Below are 16,928 nucleotides of genomic sequence, written 5' to 3'. Positions count from 1 at the left end.
GATAACATTAAATACACAAAGCTGACTATACATCTATACTTTTGTATTTATTGAAAATATATCCATTAATAAAATTTACCGATTTATTCCTTCTTATTACTTTAAGACAGCATTAATTCTTTCAGTACTAAATAAAAAATGTTATTACTCCCATTAAATTGAGTAATAACATTCTACTTAACAAATTCGCTGCCAACTAGCATCCTTCACATCTTCACTAGTCGGTTTTCTAACTGATCCAATAAAGTGAAACTTTATATCCGCAACATGGACAGGTGTATTTCATTTTGTCACTCCATTATTAACTTGTTTTCCCATATATTCCGACCCACAAAGAATGTAACAGCACAAATCATAGTTATCCCCATGAAAAATGTATTAGAATCTTCATATGTAGTTGGAATGCCTACCGTTACGAAAACAATACTAAAAGCTAAAAATAGATATAATAATAAAGATATAATATAGCTTAGTTTAAATCGTAAAATGATACCTCTAAACAATAGCTCACCAAGTAGACAGCCACCTAAAATAATAGGTACTCCGAAATACAATGTAAGGACTCCCATTTGCGCAGTAGATTGAATTATCTTTCCAATTATGTTCGGCGAAACCAGCTCACTATCGTTTCCCATCCTATCATATAAATCAAGTGCTGTTGCTGAAATAAAGAAACTTAATATAGAAAATGAATACGGTATTAAAAATTTGCTCACTCTCATTCACCTCGCTTTTTTCTTTACATATATTATTCATTATTTCCTATCATTTTTACATAAAAAAATAACCCTCTATGATAAAACATAGAGGGAAGCATTTCTATATAAAAATCTATACCTTATCCTGAAGTGAATCCCGAAAATAGGACAAATATCAAAACACCTAAACCATCTGCTATCTGCTCCCTACATTCTTTAGGGTAGATAGTTTATATGTTTTATTAGAAAGTAGTGCCTTCTTTTTTATAATATTCTTTTGAAATCTCTTCATAAAATGCGGCTGATGTCGCGTAGAAATAAGGTGCTAACCATAAGAAACCGATTCCTACAGTAAGAATACTTAAAATGAACCAACCTAAGAAACTTAAGCATAGTAAAAAGTAATCCATTTTATGTCCATTCATCATATGACGACTCTCAGTAATCGCTTGATTCGCTGTATATTCTGGATGATCATTCAAAATAAAATATGTCATAGAATAAGAAAATGATTTAATAATACCTGGAATAATAAGAAGTAATGTCCATAGAGTCAAGTATACATACATTAGTAAATATGTTAAAAACGACTTCATCAACTTACTTCCATCGCTAAACCATCTAAATATATGACCAATGCGAGCATCAGTCCCACGAATTGCATTTAAAACAAGATAATAGGCACCTATTGTTAATGGACCAATAACAAGCATTACTATAATACTTACTGTAAGTGAATCACTTGCTTCTTCCCAACCCCAAAATATCGAGAAAATACCTGTTGTTAGCATTTCAACAGCTCCAATAAGGATTCCAATTAATAAGGTTGCCCCTACCGCTAATCCCCATCTTCCTTTTAATGCATCAAGTGCTTCTCTTTTCAACTGACTTATCATATATAACCTCCTAATACTATTTATATTTTAGTATACCATTTATATCAAAAACCCCATAGATTTCCCTTAAATAGAAGCTAATTACCTTTTTTCATATACTGTAGTTGTACTAATATATGGATTAAACCAATCTTTTCCCTATAACAAAAAAGCCTGCCTTTCATAATAGGCAAGCTTTCTCAAGTTACATCTCATTTATTTTCTTCTTATACCAATCCTGCATTCTCTCCGCATCTTCTACTCTCGTATGCTCTATTTTGTAACTAGATGATGCACTCGAAAACTTATACGTACATAAATCCGCACGGCGCTGGAAATATGATTGTGTCTTCTCCATTGATTGGACGTGTCTTCTTCTAATAAGTCCTGTATATTTTCCGACGCTACGATAGACAAGTGTAATTTGTTCTCCGTTAACACTGTAGCCATTTGTTTTAAATGTTGCGTATCCAAGTGTAAAGATAAGGATTGCGAGCGGTAGTAATGCCCACATGATGTAATACTTTTCAAAGTATATGCTTATTCCAGTAAGCGGGATTGCGAGCATAGCGAAAAAGATAAAACTATCAATGAGATAGCGGCGCAATGCTGCTTTTGGTAACGAAGTAATACTTGCATTCAGTTCGTATGGTAATTGTAAATGCGCGAGTAATTGTTGCACTCGATCTTTTCGAATGATAGGATGCAGTGTAACTTTTTCTTCTTTCCCTTCACTTTGAATGACTTCTACTTGCACAGCACAATAACCGAACGGTTGGCGTAAAATGCCTTCTTTTATCGTAATCCCTTGAATGCGGTGCAATTTTAGTACGAGTTCTTTTCTCTCCAGTAACCCTTGCGAAATACGGACTTCATCATTTTTTCGATTCACTGTGAAGTTACCGTGTTTTAACGCGTAGCCAATTGTAGATATCATCCAAGAAACGACAAGTAAAATAGCTACCATGTAAATCCAGCCATATATATCGTGGTCCATTACATATGACGTCACACTATTTTTTATCCATTTCGGAATATACTCATCTACTTGGTGATAAACGAAAAAGATTAAAGAGAACAATACTCCAAATTGACCAGATGTAACAGACGCTATTAAAATCTCTTTCCACGTTAACTTGTACTCTGTCGTTTGTTTTTCCTCTGTAACAATTGCTTTTTCTACTGTATTTTCTGCTGCTTCGTCTAACGTTTTTTCTGCTTTCACTTCTGGAGTTGGCTCATTTAGCAAAGTAATAAGCTCCGTCGCCTCTTCTACCGTAATTCCAGCTAAGCTAACTTCTGCTTCATCGCCCCCGCCAGCTGTTTCAATCTGAATTTTTTTCAAACCGAGCATTTGGTATAGTACGTTAGAACTTGTATTAATTGTTTGAACACGTTCTTTATTTAAGTAGCTCTCCTTTTTCACAAAGAGACCTTGTTTCACATGTAATACGTTATTTTCGACCCAGTATACTTTGTAATACCAGCCTACGATAGCTGAAATAATTGTGATCAACGCAAAACCAATAGGAACTAAATACCAAAATGGAAACTTTCCCCTTAAGCTAAAAAGAAAAATAATGAGTGGTATAAAATCTGTTATTTTTAATTCTAATAACATCGTGATTGGATGCTGCCTCTTATACATCCTCATCACTCACTTTCGCTAATTCTGCGATTTTCGTTTTCAACATTTCAGCTTCATACATCGTTAAACCTGGGATGCTATGAGAAGTTGCCGCTGTTGAAATGTGTAATTCTGCTAATCCGTATTTTCTCATAATTGGCCCTTGTTCAATCGTAACGTGCTGCACACGAATCATCGGTACTAATACGCGCTTTACGACGAAAAGACCATGCTGAATTTCAAGTTCTTCTTCATTTAGTTGGTAGCTGTAATAACGTTGACGTAGTTTCGGAAACGTAAAGTAATCAAACGGTGTATATACAATTGTTAATCCGATGAGCACATAGAAAATCCAAGCCCACCAATTAAACTTAATCATAAAGAAAAGATATGCCAAAATGACTATAATACTGATTCCTAGCTCAATTAAAGAACGTGCTTTCCACACCTTGACCATGTCAGGGTGAATTTCATTTTTCAATGGATCCATGTAACCACTCCAAATCTAGTAATCTAATATATGAATACTCTCAATCTATATTTTACGTAACTTTACAGAAAATTGAAATTCAATCTTCTTTCTTCTCAGGAATAAAATATCCGAACCAAAGTAGCCAAATGAAACCGATTAACTTCATCCAATTTCCATCCGCTTGAAAAGCTTCAATCATACCTGGTATTTTATAAACCCCAATAAATCCAAGAAAACCGAGCCACCAGTTTTTTTGCATTTTCATCTTTACTCCTCCTTCATGACGTTTTTCACATTTCGAATCCAAATTTCTTTATACTTTAACTGGAATCCCATGAGCATATAGTTGCTCATATTATCAATCACGAGTGCTAGCGTATGAGCATTTTCTTCCGTTTCATGTTGTGACACTACGTCAAGTCTTGCGCCTTTCTTCAATAAATCGTGGAAACCATTTAAGAAATCTTCTTGTATTTCAAATAAGCGTTTCTGATACTTTTCATTTCGCGATGCAGTTACGATAAATTCATTGATAACGCGTAATATCTCTTCTTTCCCTTCATATTCAGAGAGCATATGTAAACCATCAGCAATTAACTTTTCTGCAAAGTTTTCTTTCGTATATTGCTCTTTATCGAAATAACTCACGAAATGATATCCAGAGAAAATTTCTTCAAATAAAAAATCGATTAACGCTTCTTTAGAAGAAAAATGATAATAAATAGCCGGTTTTGAAATACCTACCTCTTTCGCAATCATGGAAAGACTCATCTTCTCAATGCCGTGTTCTGCCATAAGTTTAAATGAAGCCTCTACAATGTTTTGCGATGTTTGTAAATTCTTCGTCATACTGTACCTCACTTATTTTTACTTACCGTTCGGTAAGTAAATTATAAAACAAAACGAAATGATTTTCAATTTGGTTAGCACTACAGAAGGTATTTATTGGAAAATATAGAAAGTTATAAAGTAAAAGCAACATATAAGAATAAGGAGGATATCATATGGGACTTGGTGGTAATGGCGGTAGTGGTGGTAATGGCGGCGGTGAAGCGGGACAAGCTGGTAAGAGCGGATTTTCATTAATCATTGTACTTTTTATCGTATTGATTATAGCTGGAATTAGCTATATCGGACTTAGCTTCTAAGAAAAGGCGTCCTACGTTACACATGTAGGACGCCTTGTTTTTAATCTCTATTCAGCAATCGCATACGATAACAATTCATCGTCACTTCTCCGAGTCTTTGCAGTAGTTGATAGTTCGCATATGCGCCTACCGGGGCACCGATTATTGGTACGAGCTGCAGCATTTTGGCTAAATCGATATAGTCTCGGTACTCTGTTTGGAACTTTTCCCAGTCCATATGATTTTCTTCTTCTGTATCCCACGTTTCGATTGCTTTCCATATTTCTTTTCGGTGATCATCACTTGAAAAGGCAAGCTGAAAAACATGAAGGATAAAAAGGCGCTCTTCTTTGTTGCTCGTATCAAATCCGTACAATGTCGCTGCATCGAATAAAAATTTAATTTTAATGCCGAGTAAAAGCGGAAAGTCAGCAAGACCGAGGAGAATACCGCCAGCCCCCGTCCCAGCCCCTTCTGCCGCTGCTATTTTTTTGTACTCATCCATTTTTTTACGTACTTCATCGTCACGTCTTTGCAGTGACCATGTCGTCTCTTTTAGCTTCGGCTTTATAAAGTTTGACCCGGCGCTGATCGTTTGCACCATCATCCGGATCGTCTCTGTTAGCACTTTTTGTACTTTCGCCGGAATGAGCTGTTGCACTTTCGTCTGCACTTTTTTGGAGAACCGTGTCATCATAGAAGAATCTTTCATGAATGTAGCTTTCCACTGCTCCAATTCTTTTATAACCTTCTCTTCGTATGTAATCATAGGTTCATTCCTTTCAATTTAAACGCTCAATGCGCTTCGCCCCGTATTGGTAAACAAAACCGATACTAAATAATATGCTTACGATAAGTAAAATTCCTGTCATCATGAAATCTTTCGTTGCTAGTGCAAATATAACTGTAAAGATTACGCTCCCGATGATTAGAACCGCGTTTAATAAAGTAAGAAAATCTTTCTTCTTCTCTTCTCCCCGTACTGGATACAAATCAAGCCAAATTTTCATGCGGTGATGTTTCCATAAAGTTAAGAGCTGATAGCCGATTAAATATAGGAAGATAAAACTTACGATAAATCGCCCGTATAAAAATGGAATGAAGTAAAGAATAACTCCTCCAAGAGCGAGCAAACGCACATATAATCCAAAATAGTTACCTGATCTTAAAAACGTTCTCGTATATAAGTATAAATATGTACGCTTTTCACCGATTATCGAAAGAATGAAATCGAGCCATTTTCTGCGTGCTACTCTTTCTTTTAATGCTGGTACATCAACGAACATGTTCGCGATGCGGTACAGCAGCATCATCTTCTTACCTTCTTCAGAAATTAAATACTCCCAGTTTAGTGGCTTTCCCTTTACCATTTGATGCATGATAGCAAGGTATAACACCATGAGAAGGACGATTCCACCAATGAAAAGAACTGAAGTACGTTCTACAAGGAAATATACAAATAAACCGTTTAGGATAAAACGAATGAACCAATCCGCTCTTTGTATATTTTGATCTGTTAAAAATGACTTTTCCCACGCTACAAATAAGTTCCACGCTTTTACGATGACAAATGCAAGTACGATCCATATGTAGCCAGCTCCTGTTTGCTTCATTTGCTGGAAGTATAACGGAGCAAGCGCAGCTGCTACAATTGCGATTATGTATAACTGGATCATAAATGTAAAAAGAAATGCCTTTGTGAAGTAAGGTTTTAATTTTTCTTCAACTGGCAGTAAGTAAACGAGATCCGCTTCTTTTAATAACGTTTGAATGGATCCAGCCGTTAACACGAGTCCAATTAATACTGCCATTACGAGCGCCGCCGGAAACGAAGGTGTTAACGTTTGTAACCATTGCTGGTAATAATACGCTCCCGCACCAATGATGAACACGAAAATAAATTTCAAATGATCATTAAATACGTATTTACTATATGTACGAACTTCTTTTAGAAAGTGACGAAATCGTTCTTTCCATAACGCTGTGCTATTCATAATCTTCTTCCTTTGTTAGCGCGATGTAAATATCATCTAACGTTGCACCTGGCATATTAAACTGTGATTGCAGTTCAGATAGCGTTCCCTTCGCTCTTACTTCACCTTGATGCAAAATAATGAACGAATCACAATAACGCTCTGCCGTCGCTAAAATATGTGTGCTCATTAAAATACCGGCACCACTCTTTTTCATTTGGTCCATCATTTGAAGAAGGGATTGAATCGCTAACGGATCTAATCCAACGAAAGGTTCATCTACTATGTAAAGAGATGGCTCCACTAAAAATGCGCTCATAATCATTACTTTTTGTTTCATTCCTTTTGAGAAATGAGATGGAAACCATTTTAAACGATTTTTCATACGAAACTCTTGTAGTAGTTGTCCTACACGTTCTTCATATTGTTTTTCATCAACCCCATACGCCATAGCTGTTAATTTCAAATGCTCTTCTAACGTTAATTCATCATATAATACCGGCGTTTCCGGAATGAATGAAAAGCTAGAACGGTACGCTGTCATATCATCACGAATTGTTTTCCCATTAATTGTGACAGTTCCTTTTTTCGGTTCCATTAAACCGATAATATGTTTAATCGTCGTACTTTTACCAGCTCCATTTAAACCGATTAAGCCGACAAGTTCGCCTTTATTAACAGAGAACGAAACGTCTTTTAATACAGGTCGTTTCGTATATCCTCCTGTAACATTTTCTACACGCAATAACTCGCTCATACGACACCACTTTCTTCATTAGTATTCATTCTATATTCATCTTACCAAAAATTATGCTGTACTACATAGTATCCATGTACTCAAAAAAAATTTTTAAATTTATTAGCATATATTTTTCCGAAAGCGGACATCATAATTATTGAAGAAGGAACACATTGAAAAAGCAACCACCAATTGATGAGTACAACAACATAGTGAAGTCATCATGAAATGGGGTGTCCAAGTTGGACAATGAAATTTACACATAACCAGATCATTTGTTTCATTTTCGAAACGGGGTGTCTCTGAAAGAGCATATACTGTTTTAAAAAATAAACAATTTCATTTTAAAAAAGATTGCAATTCATTTCACTTGAAAATGGGGTGTCTACGGCAGAAACTTTAGCCGATTTACCGTGCATTTCTTAAATAAATGAGGTGTCTGCGAAACGTAAATTACGATAATGCTTTTTCAATCCCTCTTCAGAAAACAGGAAGCTGAGTCAGCTTCCTGTTTTTCGTGTTTGTTCTCTTATGTAATTATGGTAAAATACGGCTAAGGATATTTGAAAGGATGAGATCAATGAATCATACAGCAGACAATTGTATTTTTTGTAAAATCATTGACGGGCAAATCCCTTGCTCAAAAGTATACGAAGATGAACATGTGCTTGCATTTTTAGATATTAGTCAAGTAACAAAAGGACATACTCTTGTTATTCCAAAAGTTCACAAACAAGACATTTTTGCGTTAACGCCAGAAATCGCATCACACATTTTTTCTGTCGTTCCAAAAATCGCAAATGCGATTAAAGCAGAGTTTAATCCAGTTGGCTTTAACCTACTTAACAATAACGGTGAAAAAGCTGGACAAACTGTGTTCCACTTCCACCTTCATTTAATTCCACGCTACGGTGAAAAAGATGGTTTCGGTGCTGTTTGGAAATCACACCAAAATGAATACACTATGGAAAATTTACAAAACATCGCAAGTACAATTGCAAATAGTGTGAAATAATGACACTATAAGAAGGCGTAATACATAACAAGCCAGTTCCCTGAAGTCATCAAATTCCGCATGGCTTGTTTCTTTACTTAAAATGCTCAGGGATGATTGTTTGTGCATAGCACATATAAGAAAGATATGCATATTTTTCCCATCATGAATACGAACAAAAAATAAGGAGGTCTCCTTTTATGTCAAAAGCTAAATCCTTTATTACAGGTGTTATTTGCGGCGGAGCAGTTGCTGGACTAGCTGTTCTTTTCTCAACTCCTTCTTCTGGTAAAGACATGCGCGGCAAGTTAAAAGAAAAAGGAAATGATATTAAAAAGACTTTAGCTGATATTACAGCCGATACGAAATTATTAAAGCGTCAAATTGTTGAAACTGCTTCAGAAGGTAAAGAAGTGTTTCAAGAATTAAAAGATGACATGCAAGACACGCTTTCTAACTGGAAGCAAGATATTTCTCAAAACAAGCGCCATATTGAGAAAGAAATTTTGGACATCCAAAAGTCAATTGAGAAACTACAAGAAGCTGTTCCAGAAAAAGCGTAAACAAATTCCTGCTTAGTTTTTTGCATATAACAAATATTTTTTATATAAATTGACCTTGACACGGCATATCGTATAGATATGCCGTGTTTTTATGCATTTACAATATATGTTATCACTTAACATGTAAGGACAACGTATGTATTCACGACTCATAAAACGCTTCCATAGTTATGCATGATTTGTATAGAATGTCATTTTTCCGAAAAATTTTCACAATTCTCACAAAAAGACTTTATTAATTTTTATTTTACTGGCATAATAGATAGTAATGAAAAAAGAATGTTAAAGTGGGTGAGTAAATGAAAAGTGGAGAAAAAGATTACTCGGTAAAAGAAGCGATGATTTTCAGCCAACGCATTGCTCAATTATCGAAAGCGTTATGGAAATGTGTAGAGAAAGATTGGCAGCAGTGGATTAAACCTTACGATTTAAATATTAATGAACATCATATTTTAACAATCGCTTATCATTTAAAAGGGGCTTCTATTTCTGAGATTGCTAAGTTTGGAGTTATGCACGTATCAACAGCGTTTAACTTCTCGAAAAAGCTGGAAGAACGCGGCTATCTTGTATTCTCAAAAAAGGAAGATGATAAACGAAATACGTACATTGAAATTACAGACAAAGGGGAAGAATTACTACTTCGCTTAATGGAAGAGTATGATCCTGAAAATAATTCAGTGTTTAATGGGGCTCTTGCACTTCGTAATTTTTATGGGAAGTTCCCAGAAAATATCGAACTGATTGCAATCCTGCGTAACATTTACGGACAAGACTTTATCGATATTTTTGAGAAATCATTAGAAGATATTGAAGAGAACTTTACAGAATCCGATCAAAAGTTAGTTAAGAAATAATCTATTTATTTTTTCGCAATCATGCTTAAGAATTCATTCATAAGCGGCTTAAATAAACCTTGTTTTGCTAGCGCTTCCGCAGTTTCGTGTACTTCGAGCTGATGTGGAAGCGCTTTTTCAAATTGATCTAACAGCGCATCGAACAAAAGAAGCCCTTCTGCTTTCTCCACTACATATTGCTCGTTCAGTTTTTCACAAAGATTTAGTATACGTTCAATATCTTTTTTACGAGCTTTTTTCTTTATGATCAAAGAATAAAATGGACACTTCTCTTCATCAATCATTTTAAATAGTAGGTCTACATAGTATTCAGCTTGTTCTAATCTTCTAACAACGTCCATTTTCTCCCTCACTTTCTAACACAAAGTCTTCTATTTCTGAATTTTGTAACACGAACAAAATATCGTGTGATACAATATATGTATATGTATTTTAGCCAAAAGGAGGTCTCGCCTCATGACACTTATAACAGTTGTTTTTGTCGCATTCGCACTTCTTGTTATATTTTACACGAATTTCATGACACATACACTGTGTGAACGAAAACAAATAGCTGCGAGCCGCCAGCCCGGTGTCTTTCGGGTTATTAATGTATGTATAACAATTTTATTAATTTCTAGTTATATAGAAATTATATTTCATGGAAAGTGAGGAAGGAAAGCCCCTTCCTCACTTTTTTCCTCTATAAGCAAATTATACCTACAATAACCAATAAAATAAACAGTACAAGTAATAAAATAAGTTGAGAATTCATCCCCATCCCCTCCTCTATTCTGTATATGCGGCATACGCCCAATATGGCACACTTTCAAAATCTGACACGTGCTGGTTAATTTTTCTTTATCAATATGAAAACGCGTCGAAATATGATATATTAAATTTTGTACATATTGCTTATACTATAGAACAAAACATTCATCAAAACTTTATCCTCAGCCACGGTAAGCCCTGTTAAGCGCGCTTTACCAATATAAAAAAGCAAAAGTATCAGTGAGACTTAATCGGGCTCTTATGAATCAAAATTCATTGGTGTAGGATAAATTAAAAATACATAATAGTAGGAGTGTTTATCGAATGAAGAAAGCTATGCTTGCCTTAGCCGCAACAAGTGTAATCGCATTATCAGCATGTGGAACATCATCATCAGACAAAATTGTTACATCTAAAGCTGGTGACATTACAAAAGAAGAATTCTACGATCAAATGAAGACACAAGCTGGTAAACAAGTACTAAACAACATGGTTATGGAAAAAGTACTTATTAAAAACTACAAAGTTGAAGACAAAGATGTAGACAAAAAGTTCGATGAAATGAAAAAACAATACGGTGATCAATTCGATACACTAATGAAACAACAAGGTATTAAAGAAGAAACTATTAAAAATAGTGTGCGTGCTCAATTAGCTCAAGAAAAAGCGGTTGAACAATCGATTACTGATAAAGATGTAAAAGCAAAATTCGAGGATTATAAAAAAGAAATTAAAGCAAGTCATATCCTTGTAAAAGATGAAGAAACTGCTAAAAAGGTGAAAGATGAACTTGCTCAAGGTAAATCTTTCGAAGAATTAGCAAAACAATACTCTGAAGATACAGGCTCAAAAGAAAAAGGTGGCGACTTAGGATTCTTCGGACCAGGGAAAATGGTAAAAGAATTTGAAGAAGCAGCTCAAAAGTTGAAAAAAGGTGAAGTAAGCGAACCTGTAAAAACACAATTTGGTTACCATATTATTAAAGTAACTGATAATCACGCAGATGCAACTTTCGATAAAGCAAAAGCTGATATTAAAAAATCACTAGTTCAAGAAAAAACACAAGATGCTCAATTTATGAACGATCTTATGATGAAAGAAATCAAAAAAGCTGACGTAAAAGTTGACGATAAAGATTTAAAAGATCTTTTCGAAGAGAAGAAAACTGACGCTAAGAAAGACGAAAAGAAATAATGAAGTAAAAAAAGCTTGGGCTTCGGCCCGAGCTTTTTTTATCTCCTCTTCTCTCAGTAGTTATATCTAGATTCGGTAAATGAAATTATATCGGCGATTTTTCAAATATATCGACCGCAACTCCAATTATATCGGCGATTTTCAAAATATATCAGCGCAACTCCAATTATATCAGCGATTTTCGAAATATATCGACTTACCGACAAAAAACGACAACAAGCGTGACTCCTCTTCAAACACAAAAAAACCTTGATCCACGCCACGTAGAACCAAGGTTTATCTTATTATCATTGATTAAATGAAAAAACTATGTTAAATTAGAACAGAAACACGTTTTATAAAACAAAAGGAACGTATTTATCCGTATCTTAATTTTACACCAAAACACATCTTCAGTCAACCTCTATTTTTCACTTTTAAAGGAGTGCTTACCGTATGAACAAAAAACTTGATCTAGAGCAAAAAAGATTGGATACCGTAATTGAAACAATTACGGAGCAAATTGATAAACTGGAAAACGAAACTGGCAGACGCCGAGCAGAAGTAATCAATATTCGTAAACACTTTTGGGATGACGTGAAAGTGAATACTGATACTTTCGATGATTATCTTGAAACAGTTATCAACTTAAGACAACAAGCTCAGTCACTAGCTGTCACACAAATTACCCATAAGCACACCTTTAATCGACTTGCCGCATTAAGACGCATGCATAAAGCACCTTATTTCGGACGAATTGATTTCAAAGAAGAAGGAGAATCTGCCGCGGATCAAATTTATATCGGCGTCGCTACACTTACTGATGCAAGCGGAGAAAACTTCCTTATATATGACTGGCGCGCACCTATTTCGAGTGTGTACTATGATTATCCACCAGGACCTGCTGAATACAGTACACCAGGCGGCGTAATCCACGGTAATGTGGAGAAAAAATTACAATACATTATTCAAAATGGCGAGATTGATTCTATGTTCGATACGAGCCTTACAATTGGTGATGAAATCTTGCAACAAGCGCTTGGAAAAGGCACGAACAAACATATGCAAAGCATCGTTGCTACGATTCAGCGCGAGCAAAATGAAATTATCCGTCACGATGAAGGCCGACTCCTTATCGTGCAAGGAGCCGCTGGTAGTGGTAAAACATCAGCTGCATTGCAACGAATCGCCTACTTACTATATAAATATCGCGAATGGCTAAAAGCAGATCAAATTATTCTCTTCTCTCCTAACTCTATGTTCAATAGCTACGTTTCTAACGTACTACCTGAACTCGGCGAAGAAAATATGCAGCAAGTTACATTCCAAGAATATTTAAATCATAGACTAAGTAAGTCATTTGAAGTTGAAGATCCTTATGAACAATTAGAATATATGTTAACTGAAACGAATAATCCTACCTATAAAACGAGAAATGCGAGCATCCGATTTAAAGCATCCACTCAATTTTTCGAGATGATTAGAGCGTACAGACAATCTCTTGAATCTTCAGGCATGCTATTTAGAGGAATGAAATTTAGAGGAAAACTGATTGTTTCTGCGAAAGAAATTACAGAACAATTTTACAATACCGACTCCTCCCTCCGCTTCCATAGTCGAATTGAGAAGTTAACGGATTGGCTAAATAAGCAAATAGATGTACTTGAAAAAGCAGAACTGAAAAAGCCTTGGGTAGAAGAAGAAATTGAATTACTTAGTAAAGATGAATACCAAAAAGCTTATAAATATTTACAGAAAAAAGGCGAGTTTGACGACAACTCCTTTAATGATTTTGAAAAAGAAACGAGAGTACTTGGACGTATGATTGTCCGTAAAAAATTGAAGCCACTGCGTAAAGGCGTTCAAACATTACGCTTTATCAATTTCACAGGCATATATAAACAACTTTTCACAGATGCATCATGGGTTACTGAGAAAAAACCGAAAGAGTGGGATGACATTTGCTCCTTAACAGTAAACATGCTTGATGAAGGAAAACTATATTACGAGGATGCGACTCCATTCTTACTTTTAAAAGAATTAATTGAAGGCTTCCAAACGAACAGATCGATTAAACACGTACTCGTAGACGAAGCGCAAGATTATTCGCCGTTTCAGTTCGAGTTTTTAAAACGTCTCTTCCCTGCTGCAAGAATGACTGTACTCGGAGACTTTAACCAAGCGATATTTGCTCATGCGAGTGAAACGGTTAATTTCGATACACTTACAAATTTATACGGTCCAGACGAAACAAACGGCATTAACTTAACTCGTAGCTACCGCTCAACAAAACCGATTATTGAATTTACACGTGCTCTCGTACCGGAAGGCAAGAACATTCACGCCTTTGAACGTGACGGCGAGAAACCTACAGTGACGAAAGTATCGAATGTCAACGAACTGCACGAACGTATTACTGCCAAAGTTGCTGAACTACAAAAAGAGCAGCACAATACGATCGCAATTATATGTAAATCTGCAGCTGAAAGCGCAGCTGCATACGAAGCACTTAATCATATCGATAATATTAAACTCGTGAAGAGTAACTCAGCCGAGTATGAGCAAGGCATTGTCGTAATCCCTGCTTACTTAGCGAAAGGTATTGAATTTGATGCTGTTATTATTTACAATGCTTCTAAAGATGTGTACAGCGATGAGAGCGTTCGTAGATTGTTCTACACTGCTTGCACACGCGCAATGCATGAATTGCAACTTTATAGCGTTGGCGAGGTTAGTCCTTTTATACTTGGAGCTGATTCGGAGAGTTTTGAGCTTATAATGAAAACACCTTGATAATCATCAAGGTGTTTTTCTCATTCTAAAAGGAATATCTTTACGTCGATATACACTTAGCACGATTCCCATTATAAATGCGTGAAATAGAGTTGGTATCAAGCCGTAACTAATAAAGGGTAATGATATAGAGACACGTGGTAATATCCCAAGAATCATGCCAACGTTATAAACGAAATGGAATACAAAAAGAGTTACTCCACCAACGAGGAGTAATTTACCATAACCATCATTTATTTTATAAGCTATATTCATTATTCTTACTGCAAAAAGAGACAAAATCAAGACAAGAACTAGCGCAAGCACATATCCATAATAGTAAGTCAAACTTGCAAATACAAAATCAGTATGAGTAGCAGGGATAGACTTTATATTTCCATATGTACCAAACCAACCTGCCGATGCCATTGCCTCTTTTAAACGTAAATACCATTGATCATGCTCTGGGTTTAAAAACCCTAAAATTCTAGCTATCCGGTATTCTTTTACGGCAGACCAGGAAAATAAATCCCTAATAATAAAGAAACAAATCGGTAACATTGTAATGAGCCAGGCCGTTTTCTTTCCTAGCTTACTCCACCAAAGCATAACAAATACCATCGTGATATAGATGAACAGTGGTAAAAGAGTTGATGTAGTTAGAAATAAATATAAAGAAAATAAATACAACATGAGAAGATGTATAAACTTTAATCTACTGTTATTGAAAAAAGAAGCCCAGGCTAGAAGGAAGAATGGTATTGTCATTAGACAGTCAATTATGATGGAACCAATTTTCATTAATGGCTCACCATTCAAAAAAGCAGTCGGAAAACACTTTATCATTAACAAGATAAGTACACCAATTGTATAAAACAGCCACCCGAGTCTCTCTAACTTCCGATAATCAAATAGCATCATCCCAATCGCTGTTGTAACACCGAGAATTACAAATATCACCTTATTCATTAATAAGTCAGCATGTCCAAGCGCTATAACTGGCAAAAATCCTAGCCCCATCGCAGCCACTAATAAACCAATTAAGAACCAATCAACCTTTGGCTTATGTAGTTTATTAAGTTCCTGGCCAAGCTTAATTGGACTTCCCATTTGTTCAACAGCCTTATCTTCAGCAACTTCCTCACTTAAGCCTTTCTCTATCCACATATTCTTCGTCTGTTTCAAGTGAAAGTCTAGTTCTGTTGCCACCAAGTCCTTTGCTTCTTTTGATTTAATATGGTTCGTAACTTCTTTTAAAAAACGCTCCCCTTTTTTGCTCAATTTTTTCTCACTCCTGTACTAATCCTTTTAATATAAATCGTGCCTTCGTAGCATTCTTCTCTGCCTTTCGCAGCATTTTATTTCCTTTATCATTTAATTGATAATATTTAGCTCCCGCGTGATCCCAGCTAGATTGGATAAAGCGATTTTGTTCTAGACGATGTAATAAAGTGTATAGAGACCCTTCACCACCTTCGAATTTTTGAATCCCTCTCCCTCTTAGCAACTGCATCAATTCATAACCCGTTTTTTCATTCATAAGAAGTTGTAACACTGCTAAAAGGATATCTTCTTCCTTTTCGGACGATTGCTTAATTTTTTCGCGCACCTGCTTCTGGTGCTGATCAGAAAAACTCAAATGTTTAAACGTTGTGTTCTCCATTGATTTTCGCAAGCCTTTTAATCGATCTTCCATTTGATTATCCCTCCAATCCTTTCTTCAAAAGTTCCTTCGCTTTTTTCAGTCTCGTTTTTATCGTATTTTCCTTTACGTCTATTACCATAGCAATCTCTTTAATTGATAATTCCTCATAATAAAATAGATAAATGACTTCTCGATATTTTATCGGTAAATTCATTACCGCAGAAGCCAACCTACTATCCTCAGCATTTTGAATAACTGTTTGTTCGACACTTTCTTTTTGACTCTCCATATACGTAAAGTCATCCTCTGTCACGATAACTTTTTTGTTATACCAACTTTTTAAATAGTCCTTACATTGATTGATTGCAATTCTCCATAACCATGTTTTCAAATTCGAATTCCCTTTATATGTATGAAGAGATTTATAGCATTTCACGAATATATCTTGCGTTAAATCCTCCGCAACCTCTTTATTATTCACATACGAATACACAAGCTGCAGGACTTCTTGTCCATACTTGTTCATTATTTCGTCGATAAGGTCCTCCTTATCTTCTATTTCAAACGCTTCTATCGTTAATTCATCCACATCATTTCCTCCTTCCCATATATTAGACGACTCACTGTATGGAAAAGTTTTATAAATGTATAAAAAAATACGAT

General features: G+C 35.5%; 20 protein-coding genes. 7 read left to right on the top strand and 13 right to left on the bottom strand.

The features are described 5' to 3' along the window. Nucleotides 1-290: 290 nt before the first annotated feature. From BHV55_RS05710 to BHV55_RS05685, 6 genes are all read right to left on the bottom strand, one after another. Nucleotides 291-716 carry a hypothetical protein gene (locus BHV55_RS05710; RefSeq protein ID WP_070757237.1) on the bottom strand — a complete coding sequence of 142 codons (426 nt, stop codon included), beginning with the start codon at nucleotides 714-716 and terminating at the stop codon, nucleotides 291-293. Between the two features lie 224 nt (nucleotides 717-940). After that, nucleotides 941-1,594, bottom strand: a complete 654-nt coding sequence (locus tag BHV55_RS05705; protein WP_000625400.1) for a DUF975 family protein — start codon at nucleotides 1,592-1,594, stop codon at nucleotides 941-943. A 184-nt stretch (nucleotides 1,595-1,778) separates the two neighbouring features. Continuing rightward, the gene (locus BHV55_RS05700) at nucleotides 1,779-3,221 is read right to left on the bottom strand and encodes a PH domain-containing protein (protein ID WP_000278202.1); all 1,443 of its coding nucleotides are present in this window, start codon (nucleotides 3,219-3,221) and stop codon (nucleotides 1,779-1,781) included. Continuing rightward, nucleotides 3,214-3,690: a PH domain-containing protein gene (locus BHV55_RS05695; protein WP_000371346.1), complete on the bottom strand. Its 477-nt coding sequence runs from the start codon at nucleotides 3,688-3,690 to the stop codon at nucleotides 3,214-3,216. The genes BHV55_RS05700 and BHV55_RS05695 overlap by 8 nt, the downstream gene beginning before the upstream one ends. A gap of 79 nt (nucleotides 3,691-3,769) precedes the next feature. After that, on the bottom strand, nucleotides 3,770-3,937 hold the full coding sequence (locus BHV55_RS05690) for a hypothetical protein (RefSeq protein WP_000783813.1): 168 nt from the start codon (nucleotides 3,935-3,937) through the stop codon (nucleotides 3,770-3,772). A 2-nt stretch (nucleotides 3,938-3,939) separates the two neighbouring features. Beyond that, the gene (locus BHV55_RS05685) at nucleotides 3,940-4,521 is read right to left on the bottom strand and encodes a TetR/AcrR family transcriptional regulator (RefSeq protein ID WP_070757238.1); all 582 of its coding nucleotides are present in this window, start codon (nucleotides 4,519-4,521) and stop codon (nucleotides 3,940-3,942) included. Between the two features lie 155 nt (nucleotides 4,522-4,676). Here BHV55_RS05685 and BHV55_RS05680 point away from each other — a divergent pair, with 155 nt between their 5' ends. Further along, complete coding sequence (locus BHV55_RS05680) at nucleotides 4,677-4,820, top strand: YjcZ family sporulation protein (protein ID WP_000522758.1); 144 nt, start codon at nucleotides 4,677-4,679, stop codon at nucleotides 4,818-4,820. A 40-nt stretch (nucleotides 4,821-4,860) separates the two neighbouring features. On the opposite strand, the gene ecsC is transcribed toward BHV55_RS05680, so the two are convergent. From ecsC to ecsA, 3 genes are read right to left on the bottom strand one after another with little or no spacing between them, the layout of a single operon-like run. Beyond that, nucleotides 4,861-5,568, bottom strand: a complete 708-nt coding sequence (gene ecsC, locus BHV55_RS05675; RefSeq protein ID WP_000634139.1) for an ecs operon protein EcsC — start codon at nucleotides 5,566-5,568, stop codon at nucleotides 4,861-4,863. A 13-nt stretch (nucleotides 5,569-5,581) separates the two neighbouring features. Beyond that, entirely contained in the window at nucleotides 5,582-6,793 is a 1,212-nt protein-coding gene (ecsB, locus tag BHV55_RS05670) for an ABC transporter permease EcsB (RefSeq protein WP_048568203.1), read from the bottom strand. Next, complete coding sequence (ecsA, locus tag BHV55_RS05665; protein WP_001292603.1) at nucleotides 6,786-7,529, bottom strand: ABC transporter ATP-binding protein EcsA; 744 nt, start codon at nucleotides 7,527-7,529, stop codon at nucleotides 6,786-6,788. Before ecsA ends, ecsB begins: the two co-directional genes overlap by 8 nt. 562 nt (nucleotides 7,530-8,091) lie before the next feature. On the opposite strand from ecsA, the gene BHV55_RS05660 reads away from it, so the two are divergent. The 3 genes from BHV55_RS05660 (at nucleotide 8,092) to BHV55_RS05650 (ending at nucleotide 9,925) form a co-directional block, all read left to right on the top strand. Beyond that, the gene (locus BHV55_RS05660) at nucleotides 8,092-8,526 is read left to right on the top strand and encodes an HIT family protein (protein ID WP_001016835.1); all 435 of its coding nucleotides are present in this window, start codon (nucleotides 8,092-8,094) and stop codon (nucleotides 8,524-8,526) included. A 179-nt stretch (nucleotides 8,527-8,705) separates the two neighbouring features. Then, on the top strand, nucleotides 8,706-9,068 hold the full coding sequence (locus BHV55_RS05655) for a YtxH domain-containing protein (protein ID WP_000030302.1): 363 nt from the start codon (nucleotides 8,706-8,708) through the stop codon (nucleotides 9,066-9,068). A 299-nt stretch (nucleotides 9,069-9,367) separates the two neighbouring features. Further along, nucleotides 9,368-9,925 carry an HTH-type transcriptional regulator Hpr gene (locus BHV55_RS05650; RefSeq protein WP_000834924.1) on the top strand — a complete coding sequence of 186 codons (558 nt, stop codon included), beginning with the start codon at nucleotides 9,368-9,370 and terminating at the stop codon, nucleotides 9,923-9,925. A gap of 5 nt (nucleotides 9,926-9,930) precedes the next feature. Here the strand turns inward: BHV55_RS05650 and BHV55_RS05645 are convergent, their stop codons facing one another. Further along, nucleotides 9,931-10,266 (bottom strand): DUF1878 family protein, encoded by a 336-nt coding sequence (locus tag BHV55_RS05645; RefSeq protein ID WP_000383655.1) that lies wholly within the window; start codon nucleotides 10,264-10,266, stop codon nucleotides 9,931-9,933. A gap of 115 nt (nucleotides 10,267-10,381) precedes the next feature. Between BHV55_RS05645 and BHV55_RS05640 the strand changes: the two genes are divergently transcribed. From BHV55_RS05640 to helD, 3 genes are all read left to right on the top strand, one after another. Next, nucleotides 10,382-10,576 (top strand): hypothetical protein, encoded by a 195-nt coding sequence (locus BHV55_RS05640; protein WP_000172690.1) that lies wholly within the window; start codon nucleotides 10,382-10,384, stop codon nucleotides 10,574-10,576. Between the two features lie 423 nt (nucleotides 10,577-10,999). After that, nucleotides 11,000-11,869, top strand: coding sequence for a peptidylprolyl isomerase PrsA (gene prsA / locus BHV55_RS05635; RefSeq protein WP_069605164.1), 870 nt, complete (start codon nucleotides 11,000-11,002; stop codon nucleotides 11,867-11,869). 435 nt (nucleotides 11,870-12,304) lie between these two features. Then, on the top strand, nucleotides 12,305-14,641 hold the full coding sequence (gene helD / locus BHV55_RS05630) for an RNA polymerase recycling motor HelD (protein WP_069605163.1): 2,337 nt from the start codon (nucleotides 12,305-12,307) through the stop codon (nucleotides 14,639-14,641). Nucleotides 14,642-14,647: 6 nt separating this feature from the next. Here the strand turns inward: helD and BHV55_RS05625 are convergent, their stop codons facing one another. Genes BHV55_RS05625 through BHV55_RS05615 form a run of 3 tightly spaced genes read right to left on the bottom strand, consistent with a single transcriptional unit; the run spans nucleotide 14,648 to nucleotide 16,854 of the window. Further along, nucleotides 14,648-15,901 carry an FtsW/RodA/SpoVE family cell cycle protein gene (locus BHV55_RS05625; RefSeq protein ID WP_070757239.1) on the bottom strand — a complete coding sequence of 418 codons (1,254 nt, stop codon included), beginning with the start codon at nucleotides 15,899-15,901 and terminating at the stop codon, nucleotides 14,648-14,650. A 7-nt stretch (nucleotides 15,902-15,908) separates the two neighbouring features. Further along, entirely contained in the window at nucleotides 15,909-16,316 is a 408-nt protein-coding gene (locus tag BHV55_RS05620; RefSeq protein ID WP_000390151.1) for a PadR family transcriptional regulator, read from the bottom strand. A gap of 4 nt (nucleotides 16,317-16,320) precedes the next feature. Next, nucleotides 16,321-16,854, bottom strand: a complete 534-nt coding sequence (locus tag BHV55_RS05615) for a sigma-70 family RNA polymerase sigma factor (protein WP_048568207.1) — start codon at nucleotides 16,852-16,854, stop codon at nucleotides 16,321-16,323. Nucleotides 16,855-16,928 lie beyond the last annotated feature (74 nt).

Source organism: Bacillus sp. RZ2MS9, from assembly GCF_001816185.2.
GTDB classification, from domain to species: Bacteria; Bacillota; Bacilli; order Bacillales; family Bacillaceae_G; genus Bacillus_A; species Bacillus_A cereus.
This window is presented reverse-complemented; position numbering and strand designations above follow the sequence as displayed.

What these genes read in the sequence shown, in the direction of transcription:
- ecsA (WP_001292603.1), bottom strand. Translation starts at nt 7,529, where the DNA reads ATGAGCGAGTTATTGCGTGTAGAAAATGTTACAGGAGGATATACGAAA.
- BHV55_RS05695 (WP_000371346.1), bottom strand. Translation starts at nt 3,690, where the DNA reads ATGGATCCATTGAAAAATGAAATTCACCCTGACATGGTCAAGGTGTGG.
- BHV55_RS05640 (WP_000172690.1), top strand. Translation starts at nt 10,382, where the DNA reads ATGACACTTATAACAGTTGTTTTTGTCGCATTCGCACTTCTTGTTATA.
- BHV55_RS05690 (WP_000783813.1), bottom strand. Translation starts at nt 3,937, where the DNA reads ATGAAAATGCAAAAAAACTGGTGGCTCGGTTTTCTTGGATTTATTGGG.
- BHV55_RS05660 (WP_001016835.1), top strand. Translation starts at nt 8,092, where the DNA reads ATGAATCATACAGCAGACAATTGTATTTTTTGTAAAATCATTGACGGG.
- ecsB (WP_048568203.1), bottom strand. Translation starts at nt 6,793, where the DNA reads ATGAATAGCACAGCGTTATGGAAAGAACGATTTCGTCACTTTCTAAAA.
- BHV55_RS05655 (WP_000030302.1), top strand. Translation starts at nt 8,706, where the DNA reads ATGTCAAAAGCTAAATCCTTTATTACAGGTGTTATTTGCGGCGGAGCA.
- BHV55_RS05680 (WP_000522758.1), top strand. Translation starts at nt 4,677, where the DNA reads ATGGGACTTGGTGGTAATGGCGGTAGTGGTGGTAATGGCGGCGGTGAA.
- helD (WP_069605163.1), top strand. Translation starts at nt 12,305, where the DNA reads ATGAACAAAAAACTTGATCTAGAGCAAAAAAGATTGGATACCGTAATT.
- BHV55_RS05620 (WP_000390151.1), bottom strand. Translation starts at nt 16,316, where the DNA reads ATGGAAGATCGATTAAAAGGCTTGCGAAAATCAATGGAGAACACAACG.
- BHV55_RS05705 (WP_000625400.1), bottom strand. Translation starts at nt 1,594, where the DNA reads ATGATAAGTCAGTTGAAAAGAGAAGCACTTGATGCATTAAAAGGAAGA.
- BHV55_RS05685 (WP_070757238.1), bottom strand. Translation starts at nt 4,521, where the DNA reads ATGACGAAGAATTTACAAACATCGCAAAACATTGTAGAGGCTTCATTT.
- BHV55_RS05700 (WP_000278202.1), bottom strand. Translation starts at nt 3,221, where the DNA reads ATGTATAAGAGGCAGCATCCAATCACGATGTTATTAGAATTAAAAATA.
- BHV55_RS05650 (WP_000834924.1), top strand. Translation starts at nt 9,368, where the DNA reads ATGAAAAGTGGAGAAAAAGATTACTCGGTAAAAGAAGCGATGATTTTC.
- ecsC (WP_000634139.1), bottom strand. Translation starts at nt 5,568, where the DNA reads ATGATTACATACGAAGAGAAGGTTATAAAAGAATTGGAGCAGTGGAAA.
- BHV55_RS05645 (WP_000383655.1), bottom strand. Translation starts at nt 10,266, where the DNA reads ATGGACGTTGTTAGAAGATTAGAACAAGCTGAATACTATGTAGACCTA.
- prsA (WP_069605164.1), top strand. Translation starts at nt 11,000, where the DNA reads ATGAAGAAAGCTATGCTTGCCTTAGCCGCAACAAGTGTAATCGCATTA.